The organism is Variovorax raffinosi (assembly GCF_051216615.1).
Classification (GTDB): Bacteria; Pseudomonadota; Gammaproteobacteria; order Burkholderiales; family Burkholderiaceae_C; genus Variovorax.
On the sequence record NZ_JBPJZR010000006.1, the window covers coordinates 143,603 to 161,316 of the forward strand.

The window sequence follows — 17,714 nt, forward strand, 5'->3', positions numbered from 1 at the left end:
CTTCCGGGCCAAAGGCGCAGCCGCATGTCCGATTGCCAGCAATGCGGCGCCTGCTGCGCCGCCTACCGCGTCGACTTCAGCGTGCATGAACTCGACGACAACGGCGGCCGGGTGCCTTCGGGCCTTGCCGTCGAAGTGAACGACGCCATCTGCCGCATGCGCGGCACCGACCACACGCCGATGCGCTGCGCCGCCCTCACCGGCAAGATCGGCCAAGCCGTGAGCTGCGGCATCTACGAATGGCGCCCCAACCCCTGCCATGAGCTGCAGTCCGGCAGCGACGCCTGCGAGCGGGCTCGGGCACGGCACGGGCTGCCAGCGCTGTCCTCGTTGCACTGAGCGGGTTCATCTCGTCACGCTCGGTGTTGGAAATAACCGACACCACGACCCCTCGCCCGGCGCTACCTTCGCGCCATGGCTCCATCACATCAGCAACGCATCTGGGACATTTCGCCGCCCGTGCATGAAGGCGCGCCGGTGTTTCCCGGCGACACGCCCTACCAGCAGCGCTGGGCCGCGACCATTTCGCCGGGCTGCCCGGTGAACGTCAGCGAGATCAAGCTCTCGCCCCACGTCGGCGCGCACGCCGATGCGCCCCTGCACTACGACCCCGACGGCCAGACCATCGGCCATGTCGACCTCACGCCCTTTCTCGGCCCCTGCCGCGTGATCCACGCGATCGACAAGGGCCCGCTGATCGAGTGGGAGCACATCGCCCATGCCGTCGACAGCCACCTGCCGCAACGCGTGCTGGTGCGCACCTACACCGCCATGCCGGTGGACCGCTGGGACCCGCAGCTCGCGGCCTACGCACCCGCCACCGTCGAACGGCTCGCGGCCATGGGCGTGAAGCTCATCGGCATCGACACCGCCAGCATCGACCCGGCCGACAGCAAGACGCTGGAAAGCCATCAACGCATCCGCCGCCTCGACCTGCGCGTGCTCGAGAACCTCGTGCTCGACGACGTGCCCGAAGGCGACTACGAACTCATCGCGCTGCCGCTCAAGCTGGTCAGCGCCGATGCCTCCCCCGTTCGCGCCGTGCTGCGCGAACTTCCTCGCTGAAACCTCCACCATGACGACCCTTGCAGACTGCCGCGCGCTCGACGCGCAAGACCCGCTGCGCGCACTGCGCGACCAATTCACCATCCCCGGGGACGTGCTGTACCTCGACGGCAACTCGCTCGGCGTGATGCCCAAGGCCGCGCCGGCGCGCATCGCCGAAGTGGTGACGAAGGAATGGGGCGAAGGCCTGATCCGCTCGTGGAACACCGCGAGCTGGTTCGACCTGCCGCAGCGCCTGGGCGACAAGGTGGCCCGCCTGATCGGCGCCGCGCCCGGCGAAGTGGTGTGCACCGACAGCACCTCGGTGAACCTCTACAAGGTGCTGTTCGCCGCGCTCTCGCAGCAGAAGGACAGCGGCCGCAAGCTGGTGATCAGCGAGCGCAGCAACTTCCCGACCGACCTCTACATCGCCGAGTCGCTGTGCCGCGAACGCGGCTTCACGCTCAAGCTGATCGGCGCGAGCGAACTGCAAGGCCCGGATTCGGTGCTGACCGACGAAGTGGCCGTGCTGATGCTGACGCACGTCAACTACCGCACCGGCGCCATGCACGACATGAAGGCCATCACCGCCGCCGCCCACGCCGTGGGCGCGCTCGCGGTGTGGGACCTCGCGCACAGCGCGGGCGCCGTGCCGGTGGCGCTGAACGACAGCAACGCCGACTACGCCATCGGCTGCGGCTACAAGTACCTGAACGGTGGCCCGGGCGCTCCCGCCTTTGCGTGGGTCAACGCGCGGCACGCCGGCCAGTTCGAGCAGCCGCTGTCAGGCTGGTGGGGCCATGCGGCGCCCTTCGAGTTCACGCCGCACTACCGGCCCGCGCCGGGCGTCGGCCGCTACCTCTGCGGCACGCAGCCGATCATTGCGCTGGCGGGGCTCGAATGCGGCCTCGACACCGTGCTCGCGGCCGAGGCCTTCAACGCCGGGCAAGGCGCGATGGCGGCACTGCGCACCAAGTCGCTCGCGCTCACCGACCTGTTCATCACGCTGGTCGAAGAACGCTGCAAGGGCCAGGGCCTGTCGCTGGTCACGCCGCGCGAGCACGCTCAACGCGGCTCGCAGGTCTGCCTGAGCCGCGAAGAAGGCGCCTACGCCATCGTGCAGGCGCTGATCGCGCGCGGCGTCATCGGCGACTACCGCGCCGGCGATTCGCAGATGCCCGACATCCTGCGCTTCGGCTTCACGCCGCTGTACATCGGCTTCGAGGACGTGTGGAACTCGGTCGAGCATCTCGTGCAGGTGCTCGAAACCGGCGAGTGGCGACGCGCTGAATTCAACCGCAAGAACGCAGTGACATGACCGCCGACAAGAGCCCCGCTAACAACCCCGAGAACATCGTTCACGAAGAGAAGGCGCAGCTGGACTTCAGCAAGTCCATGAGCTACGGCGACTACCTGCACCTCGATGAGATCCTCAACGCACAGCATCCACTGTCGCCCGCGCACGATGAAATGCTGTTCATCGTGCAACACCAGACCAGCGAACTCTGGATGAAGCTGATGCTGCACGAGCTGCACGCCGCCACGAGCTGCATCGCGCAAGAGAAACTGGCCGACGCCTTCAAGATGCTGGCGCGCGTGAGCCGCATCATGGAACAGCTCGTGAGCGCATGGACCGTGCTGTCGACCATGACGCCGCCCGAGTACACGGCGATGCGCCCCTACCTTGCCAACTCCAGCGGCTTCCAGAGCGCGCAGTACCGCTGCATCGAATTCGCGCTCGGCAACAAGAACGCCGCCATGCTCAAGCCGCACGCGCACCGTGCCGATCTGCTGGCGCAGGTCGATGCGGCCTACCGCGCGCCGTCGCTGTACGACGAGTCGCTGCGCCTGCTGGCACGCCACGGCCTGCCGGTGCCGGCCGACCGGCTGGAGCGTGACTGGACGCAGCCCTATGAAGTGAGCGACGGCGTCGAGGCGGCGTGGCTCGTCGTCTATCGCAACCCGCACGATCACTGGGACCTGTACCAGCTCGGCGAAAAACTCACCGACCTCGAAGACGCCTTCCGTCTCTGGCGCTTCCGCCACGTGACCACCGTCGAGCGCGTGATCGGTTTCAAGCGCGGCACCGGCGGCACCGGCGGCGTGAGCTACCTGCGCAAGATGCTCGACGTGGTGCTGTTTCCCGAAATCTGGAAGCTGCGCACCGACCTGTGAATGGAGAAACCGCAGGCGGCGCGCACATCACCCGAATGCCGCCAGCGCTTTTCCGATTCAAGAAATTTGCGTCGTCCTGCTGGAGGCACAGGCAGGGCTCATGTGCCCTCCCCCTTCTCCCGATATCGCTCCAACTCCTGCTCGATCTGCTCGATGGTCGGCAAGTTCGTCTGCAATTCCTTCGGAAGGGATTCGACCAACTGGTATTCGGCAATGCCGATTGGCTTGTTGGAGTCGCGAAGCGCATATTCGGCAACCACGCGGTTCTTTGTCTTGCACAGCAACAAGCCGATGGTCGAGGCATCCTGATCTGACTTGAGCTGCGCATCGACCGCCGTCAGATAAAAACTCAACTGACCGGCATGCTCTGGCTTGAAAGCCCCCGCCTTCAGCTCGATGACCACGTAGCAGTGCAGCTTCAGATGATAGAAAAGCAGGTCGATGAAGAAATCATCTCCACCGACTTCAATGGGAACCTGCCGTCCGACGTACGCAAAGCCAGCCCCGAGCTCCAACAAGAAGCGGGAAATGTGCTCCACCAACGCGGCTTCGATTTCGCGCTCGCCTGCTTCCTGCCCAATACCCAGGAAATCGAATACATAGGGGTCCTTGAGTGCCTGCAACGCCAGATCCGAGCGCGGTGCAGGAAGCCGTGTCGAAAAATTGGTCACAGCTTTTCCCTCTCGCTCCAGAAGACGCGTTTCGATATGGATATTGAGCGCATTGCGCGACCAACCCTGCTCGATCGCTCTCTGTGCATAAGCCAGGCGCAGCTGCGTCGTCTTGAGCTTGCTCAGCAAAACCAGGTTATGGCCCCAGGGCAAATGTCCAACAGCCTGTTGGACAATTTCCTCATCGGGCCATGCCTCGGCAAAAGCACGCATGTACATGAGGTTGGCGCGAGAAAACCCTTTCATCTCAGGAAAGGCGATGCGCAGATCATGGGCCAAACGCTCAATGACCTTGGCGCCCCATCCTTGCTTGGCCTGCTGCGCGAGGATGTCCCGACCAATCTGCCAGTACAAATTTACCAACTCGCGGTTGACAGCGGTCGCCACGCGCTGCCGGGCACCATGGACACGCAATTTCAGCTCGGTGAGCCATTCGGCATAGCCGGTAGGCGCATCCGTGAGCGACGGAGGTCTGGGACTGTTCATTGGCACTGGATCCTGCTGCAGATATGGGCCGGCGCAGGCAACGCCCGGGCGCCGTGGCGGATTATTGAAGGTATTGAAATCAGTCGACCCTCTCTTGTTTCGCTCAGGTCGTACTTTTTCCTGAAATTCAGGCACTCCTACAATCCGCGCGGCACCAGCACTTCAAGACTCGACAAGGTGATTCGATTCGTCGTTTGACCTTGTGCTGCGGGGTCACCCCGCGGTGGATGGATGGCTACACGTTCCGGCGCGCAAGCGGGACTGCGCTGACGCGCAGCGCAGCTGGCGCATCACCGGCTGGTTGAAGGGCTGGTTGCCGCCCACTTCATCGATCGGCTTCATCACCTTCATGACGCGCGCGTTGAGCTACAGGGAATGGCTGGCCCGCAGCCTTGCGCGGGCCTTGCTGGCCGACGCCGGGCAGCATGGCGGCACCGCGCCCGACGCACTGCGCGCACGGGCCGCCGCAACGCTCAGCGCCGACCAGGCCTGGCTGAAGCCGCTGACCGAAGCACTCGGCAATCGCTCGCAAGCCACGTGGCAGCGCACCGACCTGCCTGCGCTGGCGAAGGCGATCCATGACATGCCCGAGCTGGACCTCGCCTTTGCGCAGGACGAGCTGCCGCAGGTTCGCCGCATCATCCTGCGGCCCGCGCAGATGCTGCCGCGCCCGATGGGCCTCGATCACTTCGGCTTGCCGCACGTTCCCACGCTGGCCGAACTCGCGCAGTGGCTGGAACTCGAACCCGACCGCCTGGCATGGCTCACATCGGCGGCACAAGGCTTTCGCGAGTCCGACGCGACCAGCCCGCGCCCCGCCTCTCATTACCGCTACCAGTTGCAGCCCAAGCGCCTCGGCGGCCTGCGCCTGCTGGAAATTCCCAAGGCCGATCTGAAGCGCGCGCAGCGCCGCATCCTCGACGACCTGCTTCAACACGTGCCCGTGCACGAGGCAGCGCACGGCTTCGTGCAAGGCCGCTCCGTCGCCAGCCATGCGGCCGCGCATGCAGGCAAGGACGTGGTGATCGGCTTCGACCTGCGCGACTTCTTTCCCGGTGTTCGTGCGTCGCGCGTGCATGCGATGTGGCGCACGCTGGGCTACCCCGAGGGCGTGTCGCGCGCCCTCACCGCGCTGTGCACGCACCGCACCGACAGCGCCGTGGTCGAACGACTGCGCGACGATGGCGGCCTCGACTGGATGGGTGCCAAGCGGCTGGCCGCGCCGCATCTGCCGCAAGGCTCGCCCTGCTCTCCCGCGCTGGCGAATCTCTGCGCCTTTCGGCTCGACCTGCGGCTCGAAGGACTGGCGTGGGTCTTCGGCGCCACCTACACGCGCTACGCCGACGACCTCGTGTTCTCGGGACCGGCATCGCTGCGCGGCCGGTTCAGCGCGTTGCGGGCATGGGTCGGCGGCATCGCGGCCGACGAAGGCTTCGAGCTTCATCCACGCAAGGTGCGCTGCATGCCGCAGCACCAACAGCAGCGCGTGACCGGCGTGGTGGTCAACCAGAAGGCGAATGCGCCGCGCGAAGACTTCGACCGGCTCAAGGCCGTGCTGCATCGCTGCGCGGTGCACGGGCCCGCAAGCCAGAACCGCGCGGAGCTGAACGACTTTCGCGGTCACCTGCTGGGCCACATCGCGTGGATCGGCCAGTTCAATCCGACCCGCAAGATCCGCCTGATGCGCATCTTCGACCGGATCGAATGGCCAGCCACCGCGCAACCGCCCTCATGAAATAGGGGTGGCATGGGTTGTTCCATCTGCGCAAAGCGCTACATTTTGGAAACAACGGAGACCACTGCCATGAACGACATCCGGTTCACACCCGACGAGCTCTCCATCCTGCGCGAACACGGCGTCGTGCTGTTCGCAGACCGCGTGATCTTCGATGCGCAACCGCCGATGCCGGCGCAGCAGATCGCCGCCGTGCAGGCCCTGTGCGCGGGGCCTCTGCCCGAGGCGCTGGTCGCGCTGTGGCAGCAGACAGCAGGCGGGCGGCTCGACTACGACCTGACGCTCGAAATGAACGGCAACGTCGAGGCGGTCAGTTGGTCGGAACTGTTCTGGGACGGCAGCGACGGCTACCGCGACCTGCAGGGCTGGATCGAGCATGAACAGGAGCAGGCCGAGGAAGCCGCCGAAGGCGGCGGCACGCCATGGAGCGGCAAGCTCACGCACCTGCCCTTCGGCGGCTTCGAATACCGCGACCGCATCTACGCGGTGGTCGAGCCCGGCGCCGGGCAGGGACAGATCGTCGCGTGGAAGCAGGGCCTGCCGCCTGCGTGGACGCACGCGCTGCACGAAGACGCCCTGAGCACCATCGCGCCCAACCTGCACGGAGCCTTCGCGGCGCTGCACCTGGAAGAAGACCCGCTGGCGCCTGCGGGCGACTATTTCTCGGGGCAGACCTTGCTCGAATACATGGACGACCGGCACCAGGACCACGGCCTGGACCTCGACCTGATGGACAAGCTGGTCGCCTTCTATTGCCGCGCCGTGCTCGACTGGCGCACGCCGCTGGCCGAAGCCACGCTGCGCCATCAGCCGGCGCTGGCGCGCGTGGCGCTGCGCCATGCGATTGCCACCGACGATGCCGGGCTGATCGTGCAGCTCGCTGCTGCGGGCGTGAGCTTCGAGGGGCCGCTGCAAGGCAGCGCGCTCGCCACCGACGTGGCAGTGGGGCATGACGCCTTTGCCGCAGCAGCAGCGCTGGTGCGCGCGGGCGCCCCTGTGGCCATCGATGCCCTGCGCAACATCAACGGCCAGATTGCGCCCGAACTCACCAGTGCGCTGCTGGCCAATGGCGCCGAGCCCAGCGTCGCGGCCATCGTCAAGTGCGCGGCCTGCGGCGCACCCGCGAGCGCGCACCTGATCGCGGACGCCTGTGCGCGGGCGGGCATCGACGTGCCGCCTGCTTTCGTGGCGGACCGCGATGCCATGCTGCTCGAGCTGGAGACGACGCTGGCGAAGATGGCCGATGGCAAGCACGGCCACTACCTGGGACAGGAAGGGCTGGCCGAGCGCATCGAGCACCTGCAGACCTTCAGGCTCTGAGGCGCGCCGACCGCAGCGCTTGGCCTATCCGCCGTACAGCCAGGGCTGGTCGAGCAGCTTCGCGCCGAGCAGGCGCATCGCCATGTCGCGGCCCAGGCGCACTGCTCCCGTGGCATGGAAGATTTCGCCGTTGCGACGCGCCCTCGCCTGCACCTGTGCATTGCGCGCCCAGCGCGCGTCGGCGTAGCGCGAAAAGGCGGCCGGCACTTCAGCCGCGCTGCCGTGGCCGAGTGCATCCGCCAGTGCCAACGCGTCTTCGATCGCCATGCCGGCGCCCTGCGCAAGGTAGGGAACCATCGGATGCGCGGCATCGCCCACCAGCGCGACGCGCTCATGCGCCATGTCGGCGGCAGAGGCAACGGGCGCGCGGTCGCTGAGCGACCAGGCGCGCCAGCCGGGCATGGCGTCGAGCAGGGCCTGCAAGCTGGCACAGCTATGCCCCATCGCCTGCTTCAGGGCCACGATGCTGCTGGACTGGTCCCAGTCGCGCGCATCGCCGGCGGGAGCGGATTCAGCGATCACGACCACGTTGAGCCAGTCGCCGCCGCGCACCGGGTACGCCACGGCATGCAGATGCGGGCCGAGCCACACATCGACCCGCGTGCGGCGCAATGCCGCGGGCAGTGCCGATTGCTGGATCAACGCGCGCCAGGCGGTGTGGCCTGTGACACGCGGCGGCTCGGCGGCTGCAGCGGAAGCCAGCTGCCGCCTCGCCAGGCTCCAGAGACCATCGGCGCCCACGAGCGCTTCGCCTTCCCAGGCGCGCGCGTCGGTGCTCGACACGCACACGAGGTCGTCGCTGGTCTCGATCTGTTCGATATGGGCCGCAGTGACCAACGTGCCGGTGCCGCGTGTGCGCACCGCGTCAAGAAGCAGCCCGTGCAGGTCGGCGCGGTGAACGCAGAAATAAGGTGCGCCGTAGCGCTGTTGCATCGCATCGCCAAGCGGCAGACGGGCCAATTCGGCGCCGCTGCCGGCGCTGTGGACCACAAGTGAGTCGGGACAAGCGGCGATGGCGGCCAGGCCTTGCCCCAGGTCGAGTTGCTGAAGGCGTCGAGTGGCATTGGGGCCGAGCTGCACGCCGGCACCGATTTCACCGAAGACAGTGGCCTGCTCGAAAACGTCGGCCCGGTGCCGGTTGCGGGAAAGCGCCAGCGCCGTGGCCAGCCCCCCGATGCCGCCCCCGGCGACGAGGATGTGCGCGGACATCGGCTCAGAGGCTGTTCGTGGACGACAGCTTGTCGGCTTCCGGTTTGAAGGGGGTCTTGGGGGCGCAGCTTCCGCAGGTGTCGCAGGAGCCGCAGCCCGAGGTCTTGGCGAGCGAAGCCGCCAGTTGGTCGGCACGTTGCTGGTCGACCAGCCCGGCGCGTTGCGTGCCGGCCGCGAGCTTGTGCGCCGCGCTGCGCCGCCAGCCTGCGGGCATCCAGCGCCAGACCGCATAGAACGCGGCCGCCGCGACGATCAATCCGACGATCAGTTGCTGTGCCATTTCTTCTTCAAACCTTTCGCTGCCGGTTTTACCCTGCTCCGAGTGCCAGTGCAACGCGGTAGGTGATGAAGCACGCCGCATAGGCCAGTGCGAACAGGTAGCCCGCCATGATCCACACGTACTTCCACGAGCCGGTTTCGCGCTTGACGGCCGCGAGCGTCGAGATGCACTGCGGCGCAAACACGTACCAGACCAGCAACGACAGTGCGGTGGCCAACGACCAGCTCCCGGCGATCAGCGGCTCCAGCGCGCCCGCCACGTCCTCGCCGGTGGCCGAGAGCGCGTACACCGTGCCCAGTGCGCCCACCGCCACTTCGCGCGCGGCCATCCCCGGCACCAGTGCAATCGAGATCTGCCAGTTGAAGCCGATGGGCGCGAAGATGTGTTCGAGCCCGCGGCCGATCATGCCGGCCAGGCTGTACTGGATGGCCGGGCCGGTCGCGCCTTCGGGCGGCGACGGGAAGGTCGACAGGAACCACAGCAGGATCGTGAGCGTGAGGATGATCGTGCCCACGCGCTGGATGAAGATCCACGCGCGCTCGTACAGCCCCAATGCCAGGTTGCGCGGGTTGGGCCAGCGGTAGGCCGGCAGTTCCATCATCAGCGGCGAATGCTGCGCGTTGTCCCGAAAGCGCTTCATCACCCAGGCCACGGCCATCGCCGAGACGATGCCGAACACATACAGCGCGAACAGCACCACGCCCTGCAGGTTGAACACACCGCCCACGGTGCGCGCCGGAATGAAGGCGGCAATGAGCAGCGCATACACCGGCAGCCGCGCCGAGCACGTCATGAGCGGCGCGATCATGATGGTCGTGATGCGGTCGCGCCAGTTGCTGATGGTGCGCGTGGCCATCACGCCCGGAATGGCGCAGGCGAAGCTCGACAGCAGCGGAATGAACGAGCGGCCCGACAGCCCCACGGTGCCCATCACGCGGTCGAGCAGGAAGGCTGCACGCGGCAGGTAGCCGGAGTCTTCGAGCGCGAGGATGAAGAGGAAAAGAATCAGGATCTGCGGCAGAAAGACGATCACGCCGCCCACGCCCGCGATCACGCCGTCGACCAGCAGGCTCTGCAGCATGCCTTCGGCCATGTGCGCCTTGAGCAGGCCGCCAAGAGCTTCGGTGCCGGCCTTGATGACGTCCATCGGCACGTTGGCCCAGCTGAACACGGCCTGGAACATCAGGAACATGGTGACGGCGAGCACCAGCATGCCCCACACCGGATGCATCACCACACGGTCGATGCGGTCGCTGGTGGCAAGGCTGCCGACCGGCTCGGTCACCGCCAGGCCGAGGATGCGGCGCACTTCGCGCTGCGTGGCGAGCACGTCGTCGAGCCCGGGCGCCTGCCAGGGTTGCGGCGAAGCGGCGACCACGGGCTTGTCGAGCGCGTCGAGCAGGCTCTGCGCGCCGCCGGTGTGCACGCCGACGGTCTCGACCACCGGCAGACCCAGCTCGCGCGACAGCACGGCGGTGTCGACCACGATGCCCTGCTTGCGGGCCATGTCGGTCATGTTGAGCGCCACCACCATCGGCAGGCCGAGCTTCTTCGCTTCGAGCACCAGCCGCAGGTTCAGGCGCAGGTTGGTGGCGTCGGTCACGCACACCAGCAGGTCGGGCAAGGCTTCCTGGCTCTGGCCGGTGACGATGTCGCGGGTGACGGCCTCGTCGGCGCTCAGCGCGTTCAGGCTGTAGGCGCCCGGCAGGTCGAGCACGAAGACGCGGCGGCCCGACGGCGTGCGCAGCGTGCCTTCCTTGCGCTCGACGGTCACGCCGGCGTAGTTGGCGACCTTCTGGCGGCTGCCGGTCAACAGGTTGAAGAGCGCGGTCTTGCCGCAGTTCGGATTGCCCAGCAGCGCGATGCGCCCCGGCTGTGCGGTGGCCGCGAAGCCGCCCGGCCCCTGGATGACGGCTTCAACCATGGTGCTCGGCTCCCGGCGTCACGTGGATGAGCGCGGCCTCGTGGCGGCGCAGCGCGAAGGTGGTGTGGCCCAGGCGAACCGCCAGGGGCTCGCGCCCCGGGATGCCGCTGGCCACGATGCGCACCGCTTCGCCGGGGACGAAGCCGATTTCGGTCAGGCGCAATACGAGTTCGCGGTCGTCGGCGCTCTCGGGGCGGGCGACGTCGAGCACGGTGGCCCACTGGTTGTCGGGGAGTTGGTCGAGGTGCAGGACGGCGGGTGCCGGCGCTGCGCCGTTGTCATTGGTGTGCACGGTGAGAGTGCGCCCTGAATATCGGCGCGCCAAGTAAGCAATACCCGAATGCTAGCAATTCTCACTCGCGAAAACCTGACCAAGACCCCAGAAAGACGTCGATCCCCCGAGGAAACCGGGTTTTCGATCAGTTCAGGCCGAGCATTCCGCGCAATTTGGAGAGATCTTCAGCCAGCGTGTTGACACGGCCGGCCAGCATCTTGCGGTCGCGCTCGGTGAGCTTGGAGTACGTCTCGAAGCCGCCATCGGCCGTCTTGTACTTGGCCAGCGTGTCGAACACGACCTTGAAGTTGGCATCGGTCTTGTCCGAGAAGGCCTTGTTTTCCTTCACGACCAGCGGACGCAGCAACTCGACGATCTTGTAGGCGCCCTCGAAGTTGGACTGAAAGTCCCACAGGTCGGTGTGGCTGTAGCGGTTTTCTTCGCCCGAAATCTTGGTGGCGGCCACCTCTTCCATCAGCACGGCGGCACCGCCCACCACCTTCTCGGGCGGGAAGGTCAGCGCGACCAGGCGCTTTTGCAACTCGAGCACGTCGGCTAGCAGCTTGTCGGCCACGGGGTTCAGTTCCTTGGTGCTCTTTTGCACCCACAGGCCGTACTCGATGCGGTGGAAGCCACCGAAGGCCGGGTCTTTCTCGGCCTTTTCGTGGTCGTCGGCGCGCGAGTCGATCGACTTGTCGAGGTCGTTGAAGAGTTCGGCCACCGGCTCGATGCGTTCGTAGCTGGTGCGCGTCGGCGCATAGAGCTTCTTCGCCTTCTCGATGTCGCCGGCCTTCACCGCGGCGGTGAAGGCGCGCGTGTCCGTCGCCAGTTTGCGCACGTTCTCGGCCACGTAGATCTTGTAGTCGGAGATCGGTCCGACCAACTCGAGCGGCGACACGGCGGCTTGCGCGCCCACGGCATAGAGCCCGGCGAAGCCTGCAACGAAAGTGGCGAGGAAATGGCGGCGGAACTGCACGGTCATGGATCTCCTGGTTCTAGCGGTAGTGAAAAAAACTTGTGGTCCCGAAGACGCGGCCTCAGGCCGCCATCAGGCTGCGCCCCAGCCAGTCGCGCTCGTCCTGCACGCCGGGCAGCGTGAAGAAGAAGCCGCCGCCGATGGGCTTGATGTATTCCTCGAGCGGTTCTCCGTCCAGGCGCGTCTGCACGGCGATGAAGCCGTTCTCCAGGTTGGCCTGATAGCAGATGAACAGCAACCCCATTTCGAGCTGGCCCGACTTGGTGACGCCGTTCGAATAGTTGAAGGGCCGGCGCAGCATGAGGTTCTTGCCGGTGGCCTTCGTGCGCGGGTTCGCCAGGCGGATGTGCGCATCCATCGGCGTGGCCTTGCCTTCGGCGTCCTTGCTGTAGTCGGGCACGTCGTGCTCGGTCTTGCCGCCATCCATCGGCGCGCCGGTGGGCTTGAGGCGGCCCATGATGGCCTCCTGCTCCTGCAGCGGCGTGCGGTCCCAGCGTTCGACGAAGTTGCGGATGATCCGCACCGCCTGGTAGCTGCCGCCCACGGCCCAGGCCGGCTCGTCGCTGCCGGGCTGCACCCACACGATGCTGTCCATCAGCTTGTTGTCGGCCGAGTCGGGGTTGGCCGAGCCGTCCCTGAAGCCGAGGAAATTGCGCGCGCTCTCGGCCGGCTTGCCGGGCACGGCCGGAATCGGCGGCACGGTGCCCTCTTGCTTCCAATGCAGCACCAGCAGGTCGGGCGTGTTCTTGATGATGTCGCGCAGCGCGTGGATGTTGGCGTCGGGCGTGTTGGCGCAGAACTGGATCGACAGGTCGCCGTGGCACAGCGCGGCATCGAGCGCGTCGTTGGGATGGCGCTGCATCTGGTTGAGCCGCACCGGCTTTTTCTTTGCGAGGCCGAAGCGCTCGTCGAACAGCGAGGTGCCGACCGACACCGTGACCGTCAACCCGTCGGGCTGCACCACCGGGCCGAGGATGCCGGAGCCGGCGGGCGGCAGCTTGGGATCGGGGTCGGTCTGCAGGCCGCCCTGCGTCAGGAAGGCGATGCGTTCGGTGAGCGTGTGGAACAGGCGCTCCAGGTCGGCGCGGTTCTCGGCCAACACATAGAACGAGGCAATCATGCCGGCCGTCGGGCGCGGCGTGACGATGCCCGCCTGGTGCTTGCCGCGGAAGGGCACGCGGTCTTGCGTGTGGCTGCTTTGCGGCGCGTCGGTGACCTGCGCGCCGGCATCGGGCGAATTGGGCGAGCCCGCAGGCGCTGCGGCGGCATGGGCCGAGGCAGCGAGGCCGGCGAAGGCAACGCCTGCGGCGCCGAGCATGCGGCGGCGGTGCGGCGAGGCGGGTTGTCCGGAAGCGGGCGCGGGTTCGGGGGTCGGCTTTTCCATGGGAATACTCTTTTTCTTTCAACTCATTCCAGGCCGAGCGCGGCATTCACCTTGCCGAGTTCGTCCGCCAGCGCGCGCACGGCGTCTGCGATGGTCTTTCTCTGTGCTTCGTCGAGCGGCGCGGCCTTGAAGCCCTCGCCTTCGCGGTACGGCGCCAATGCGGCATCGAAGGCGGCGAAGCGTTCGTCCACGCTCTTTTGCAGCGCGGGCGCGGCCTTGACCAGCAGCGGCTGCAGCAGTTCCGAAATCTTCTTCGTGCCTTCGTACGTGCCCTGCAGGTTCACCAGCTCGGCATGGCCGTAGTGGTCTTCACCGCCGGCCGGCAGGTTGTCGGCCACGCGGCGCAGCAGCTTGGACGCCGAACCGGCCAGGCGCTCGGGCGGCATGTTGAGCCCGCGCAGGCGCTCCTTGAGCACGCCGATGTCGGCGATCAACTGGTCGACCACGGGCGCCAGGCCCTTCACGTCGTTCTGGCTGTAGAGCGCGTACTCGATGCGATGGAAGCCGGTGAAGCCGGAGTCGGCCTCGCGCTTCTCGAAATAGTCGGCACGCGCGTTGATGCGCGTGTCGAGGTCGGCGAACAACTCGGCCATCGGCTCGATGCGCTTGTAGGACTGGTGGGCCGGCGCGTAGAGCGCGCGGGCCTGTTGCAGGTCACCGGCCTTGATGGCGTCGGCAAGAGCGCGCACCGCGTCGTCCAGCGTGCCGGCTTCGAGCCGCAGGAACACCTGGTACTCGGCCAACGCGCCCACGTAGTTGACGAGCGAAGGCCGCGCCTCTTCGGCCTTCGAGGCCGCCGACGGCGTGACGTGCAACTTGCCGCGTGGATTGCTCAACAGCCCGCAGGTGATGGCGAAGTCGCCCGGCGACAGCTTGACCGTCATGGTCTGCGAGAAGCCCGGCGCGATGTTCTCGCGCTCCTCCACCACCATCACGCCGTCGAGGATTTCCCACTCGAGCGCGCGGTTCGACTTGTTGACGATGGTGAAGGTCGTGCGCCCCGCCGGTACGGTGATCTCGTTGGGCTCGCAGACATTGCCCTGGATGGTGACGGTGACGGCGTTGTCGGCCGCCTTGGCCGGTGCCTTCTTGGCCTCGTTCGAGGCATACCAGAAGGCCACGAGCCCGGCGACGACCAGCAGCGCCGAAGCGGCCACCGCCACGCGCATGAGCGTGGAAGAAGAGGGAGTTTTCGGTTCGGGAGAGGAAGAGGACATTGCGGGGTTTCAGCGGGCAGGCGCCGCGCGAGGCGCCATCGCCGGGGGCGAGCGCAGGAAGAAGAACAGGGCGACCGCGAGGAAAGCCAGGTAGACGACGACCTCGCCCACCACGGGCGCGGCCTGGTAGCCCAGCAGGCCCGAGAGCACGGCGCCCACGGGGCTGTCCATCGGCAGCGTCTCGCTCATGTCGAACACCACCGTCTGCAGGTGGTTCCACACGCCGCCTTCATGCAGCTTGCGCAGCACGCCGGCCAGCAGGCCCGCGGCCACCAGAAGAATGAACAGGCCCGTGTAGCGGAAGAAGCGCCGCAGGTCGAGCCGCACGCCGCCCGAATAAAGGCCCCAGCCGACCGCCACCGACACGGCGATGCCGGCGAGCGCGCCCACGGGCGCCTCCCAGCCGCTGCTTTGCTGGAACACGGCCAGCAGGAAGAACAACGACTCCAGCCCTTCGCGCGCCACGGCCAGGAAGACCATGCCGATCAGCGCCCAGCCCTGGCCATCCGCACCCTTGGTGAGCGCCTTGTCGATGGAGGCCTGCAGTTCGCCCTTGATGGAGCGCGCGGCCTTGCGCATCCAGAACACCATCGAGGTCAGCATGACGACGGCGATCAGCCCGACCACGCCCTCGAACAGTTCCTGCTGCTTCTGCGGAAACTCGGCCGCCAGCAGTTGCAGGCCGGCGCCCGCGAACAGCGACAGCGCGGTGGCCAGCAGCACGCCGACCCACACCGCGGGCATCAACGCGCCGCGTCCGCTTTGCTTGAGGTAGCTGGCAACGATGCCGACGATCAGCGCGGCTTCGATGCCTTCGCGCAGCATGATGAGAAAAGGGATGAGCATCGGCTTCGGAATTCAGGGCAGAAGAAGCCCCCGGAGCCGGCAGGTCAGCAACGCTCGACGTTGGCCCCACGGAGGAGCGAACGAGGATAACCCATCAAATAAGATCCATTCTCATTTAAGGGCTTTCATTACCAGATGGTAATGATTGCTCCGCCCTCAGATGGCGAGTTCGACGATGCGTGCGGTGACGGCATCGCCGTCGATCAGGAGTTCGGCCACCGCAATGGGCAGCTTGAAACGACGCGGGCCGGCGCTGCCCGGGTTGACGTACAGGACGCCACCGCGCTCCTCGATCTTCGGCTTGTGCGAGTGGCCCGAGACGACCACACGAACACCGGCAGCGGCCGGGTCGATGTCGAGCTGGGCGAGATCATGAATGGCGTAGACGCACACGCCGTCGACCTTCAGGAATTCCGATTCGGCAATGCCATCGGCCCAAGGTTCGCGGTCGTTGTTGCCACGCACCACGGTCAGCGGCGCGATGGCCGCGAGCGCTTCGAGAATGCCCGCGTTGCCGATGTCGCCACCGTGCACGATGAAGTCGCTGCCTTGCAGGAACACCAGTGCTTCAGGCCGCAAGAGGCCGTGCGTGTCGGAGATGAGGCAGACGCGGCGCATAAGAAAAAAGTGATTCTCGCAAACCCCGGGGAGCCCGGCGCGGCGGCCTGGAAGCGCCCTCGGCCAAGGCATGATCGGCGCCATGCCCGAGGACACCACCCCACAGATGCCCGCTGCCGAAACGCCCGAAGAGGCACCGGCCCCACCTCCTTCGCCGGTCGCCGTGCCGCGTGCGAGCTTGTTGCGCTGGATCCTCGGCGGCCTGCGCGCCGCCGTGCTTCGCGCACCCGGTGTCGATGCCACGCCCGCTCCCTGGCAACTGCTGCTGCTCGTGCTGCTGCCCGAGCTTCTGTGGGCCGGCGTCGGTCGCCTGCAGGTGGAAGGCCCCGCGCAACTCAATGCACTCGCGGCACTCAACCCGCTCTGGACGCTGGGGCTGCTGGCATGGCTCGGCTGGTGCGCGCTCGCCGGCAGGGCCGCGAGCGGCGGGCTGGCGCGCTGGTTCGCGCTCGCCACCTGGGCCATGCTCCCGGGCAATCTGCTGCTCACCTTGCTGTACGTCGGTTATTCGCGCGGCTGGCTGCCCTCGATGCTCTCCAGCGCCAAGGGCTACTGGTTCGTCTTCGGCATCGGCTGCGCGTGGATCGTGATTGCGCTGGCGCGCTTCACCGCGCGCGAGGTCGGCTCACGCTGGCGAGTCACCCTCTTCGTGCCAGCGTTCGTGGCGATGCTGGCCTTGGGCTTCTGGCAACTGATCAGCAGCGAAGAGCGCGTGTGGCTGCCCGACGCCAGCGCCAGTGCGGCAACCTCTGAGCCCGAACGGCCGCGCCTGAAACTGACGCAAGAGGTCTTCGAGCAGCAGCAGGCGCTGTGGGACCGCACGGTGAACGGCCTCGCCGGCCGGCGTGCGGGCCAGCCCAATGTCTACGCGCTGGTGTTCGCGCCCTACGCGTCCGAAGACGTGTTCCTGCGCGAAAGCCGCATGGTCACCCAACTGCTCGAAGACCGCTTCGACGCCGGGGGCCATGTGCTGCACCTGATGAACCACGCCACCACGACCGACACGCTGCCCTGGGCCACGCCGCTCAACCTGCAGCGGGCGGTGGCGGCGCTGGCCCAGCGCATGGACCGCGACAACGACCTGCTGGTGATCTACCTCACTTCGCACGGTGCGCGCGACCACAAGCTGGCCGCAGCGCACTGGCCGCTGTCGGTGCCCTGGCTCACGCCCGAGGAGCTGCGCACGGCCCTCGACGGCGCGGGCATCCGCAACCGCGTCGTGGCGGTGTCGGCCTGCTATTCGGGTGGGTGGATCGAGCCGATGGCAAACGACCACACGCTGGTGATGACCGCTGCCGACGCCACCCACACCTCGTACGGATGCGGGCGACTGTCGGAGCTGACCTTCTTCGGCCGCGCGATGTTCAACGAAGAACTGCGCAAGACCCATTCCTTCGAGACCGCCTTTGCAGCGGCCGTGCCGGTGATCCGCGAACGCGAGGTCGAGGCCGGCAAGGAAGATGGCTTTTCCAATCCGCAAATCAGCGTCGGCGAGAAGATCCGACCGCTGCTCGATCAACTTGCGCAGCGGCTCGATGCCGCCGGCAAGTAAGGA

At 66.9% G+C, this 17,714-nt stretch carries 17 protein-coding genes; 7 read left to right on the forward strand and 10 right to left on the reverse strand.

Going from position 1 to position 17,714, the window contains the following annotated elements; all coding sequences use genetic code 11:
* Positions 1-24 precede the first annotated feature (24 nt).
* The 4 genes from ACSFB7_RS19340 (at position 25) to kynA (ending at position 3,219) form a co-directional block, all read left to right on the forward strand.
* Complete coding sequence (locus tag ACSFB7_RS19340) at positions 25-339, forward strand: YkgJ family cysteine cluster protein (RefSeq protein ID WP_435472959.1); 315 nt, start codon at positions 25-27, stop codon at positions 337-339.
* Positions 340-414: 75 nt separating this feature from the next.
* Positions 415-1,065 (forward strand): arylformamidase, encoded by a 651-nt coding sequence (gene kynB, locus ACSFB7_RS19345; protein WP_435472961.1) that lies wholly within the window; start codon positions 415-417, stop codon positions 1,063-1,065.
* 10 nt (positions 1,066-1,075) lie between these two features.
* Positions 1,076-2,362, forward strand: a complete 1,287-nt coding sequence (gene kynU, locus ACSFB7_RS19350) for a kynureninase (RefSeq protein WP_435472963.1) — start codon at positions 1,076-1,078, stop codon at positions 2,360-2,362.
* Positions 2,359-3,219: a tryptophan 2,3-dioxygenase gene (kynA, locus tag ACSFB7_RS19355; RefSeq protein ID WP_435472965.1), complete on the forward strand. Its 861-nt coding sequence runs from the start codon at positions 2,359-2,361 to the stop codon at positions 3,217-3,219. The genes kynU and kynA overlap by 4 nt, the downstream gene beginning before the upstream one ends.
* 98 nt (positions 3,220-3,317) lie before the next feature.
* Here the strand turns inward: kynA and ACSFB7_RS19360 are convergent, their stop codons facing one another.
* Positions 3,318-4,376: a PDDEXK nuclease domain-containing protein gene (locus ACSFB7_RS19360; RefSeq protein WP_435472967.1), complete on the reverse strand. Its 1,059-nt coding sequence runs from the start codon at positions 4,374-4,376 to the stop codon at positions 3,318-3,320.
* Positions 4,377-4,599: 223 nt separating this feature from the next.
* On the opposite strand from ACSFB7_RS19360, the gene ACSFB7_RS19365 reads away from it, so the two are divergent.
* Both ACSFB7_RS19365 and ACSFB7_RS19370 read left to right on the forward strand, forming a co-directional pair.
* On the forward strand, positions 4,600-6,111 hold the full coding sequence (locus tag ACSFB7_RS19365) for a reverse transcriptase family protein (RefSeq protein WP_435472969.1): 1,512 nt from the start codon (positions 4,600-4,602) through the stop codon (positions 6,109-6,111).
* A gap of 69 nt (positions 6,112-6,180) precedes the next feature.
* The gene (locus ACSFB7_RS19370; RefSeq protein ID WP_435472971.1) at positions 6,181-7,431 is read left to right on the forward strand and encodes an SMI1/KNR4 family protein; all 1,251 of its coding nucleotides are present in this window, start codon (positions 6,181-6,183) and stop codon (positions 7,429-7,431) included.
* Between the two features lie 24 nt (positions 7,432-7,455).
* On the opposite strand, the gene ACSFB7_RS19375 is transcribed toward ACSFB7_RS19370, so the two are convergent.
* The 9 genes from ACSFB7_RS19375 to ACSFB7_RS19415 all read right to left on the reverse strand — a co-directional run bounded on the left by ACSFB7_RS19375 (position 7,456) and on the right by ACSFB7_RS19415 (position 16,159).
* Positions 7,456-8,640: an FAD-dependent monooxygenase gene (locus ACSFB7_RS19375; protein WP_435472973.1), complete on the reverse strand. Its 1,185-nt coding sequence runs from the start codon at positions 8,638-8,640 to the stop codon at positions 7,456-7,458.
* Between the two features lie 4 nt (positions 8,641-8,644).
* Complete coding sequence (locus ACSFB7_RS19380) at positions 8,645-8,920, reverse strand: DUF6587 family protein (protein ID WP_187108390.1); 276 nt, start codon at positions 8,918-8,920, stop codon at positions 8,645-8,647.
* A 28-nt stretch (positions 8,921-8,948) separates the two neighbouring features.
* Positions 8,949-10,844 (reverse strand): ferrous iron transporter B, encoded by a 1,896-nt coding sequence (gene feoB / locus ACSFB7_RS19385; RefSeq protein ID WP_435472976.1) that lies wholly within the window; start codon positions 10,842-10,844, stop codon positions 8,949-8,951.
* Positions 10,837-11,136: a FeoA family protein gene (locus tag ACSFB7_RS19390; protein ID WP_435472978.1), complete on the reverse strand. Its 300-nt coding sequence runs from the start codon at positions 11,134-11,136 to the stop codon at positions 10,837-10,839. Before ACSFB7_RS19390 ends, feoB begins: the two co-directional genes overlap by 8 nt.
* A gap of 127 nt (positions 11,137-11,263) precedes the next feature.
* On the reverse strand, positions 11,264-12,100 hold the full coding sequence (efeO, locus tag ACSFB7_RS19395) for an iron uptake system protein EfeO (RefSeq protein WP_435472980.1): 837 nt from the start codon (positions 12,098-12,100) through the stop codon (positions 11,264-11,266).
* A gap of 55 nt (positions 12,101-12,155) precedes the next feature.
* Entirely contained in the window at positions 12,156-13,478 is a 1,323-nt protein-coding gene (efeB, locus tag ACSFB7_RS19400; RefSeq protein WP_435472982.1) for an iron uptake transporter deferrochelatase/peroxidase subunit, read from the reverse strand.
* 23 nt (positions 13,479-13,501) lie between these two features.
* Entirely contained in the window at positions 13,502-14,695 is a 1,194-nt protein-coding gene (gene efeO / locus ACSFB7_RS19405) for an iron uptake system protein EfeO (RefSeq protein WP_435472984.1), read from the reverse strand.
* Positions 14,696-14,704: 9 nt separating this feature from the next.
* The gene (gene efeU / locus ACSFB7_RS19410; RefSeq protein ID WP_435472986.1) at positions 14,705-15,541 is read right to left on the reverse strand and encodes an iron uptake transporter permease EfeU; all 837 of its coding nucleotides are present in this window, start codon (positions 15,539-15,541) and stop codon (positions 14,705-14,707) included.
* A gap of 156 nt (positions 15,542-15,697) precedes the next feature.
* Positions 15,698-16,159, reverse strand: a complete 462-nt coding sequence (locus tag ACSFB7_RS19415) for a metallophosphoesterase family protein (RefSeq protein WP_435472988.1) — start codon at positions 16,157-16,159, stop codon at positions 15,698-15,700.
* A gap of 82 nt (positions 16,160-16,241) precedes the next feature.
* Between ACSFB7_RS19415 and ACSFB7_RS19420 the strand changes: the two genes are divergently transcribed.
* Positions 16,242-17,711, forward strand: coding sequence for a C13 family peptidase (locus ACSFB7_RS19420; RefSeq protein WP_435472990.1), 1,470 nt, complete (start codon positions 16,242-16,244; stop codon positions 17,709-17,711).
* Positions 17,712-17,714 lie beyond the last annotated feature (3 nt).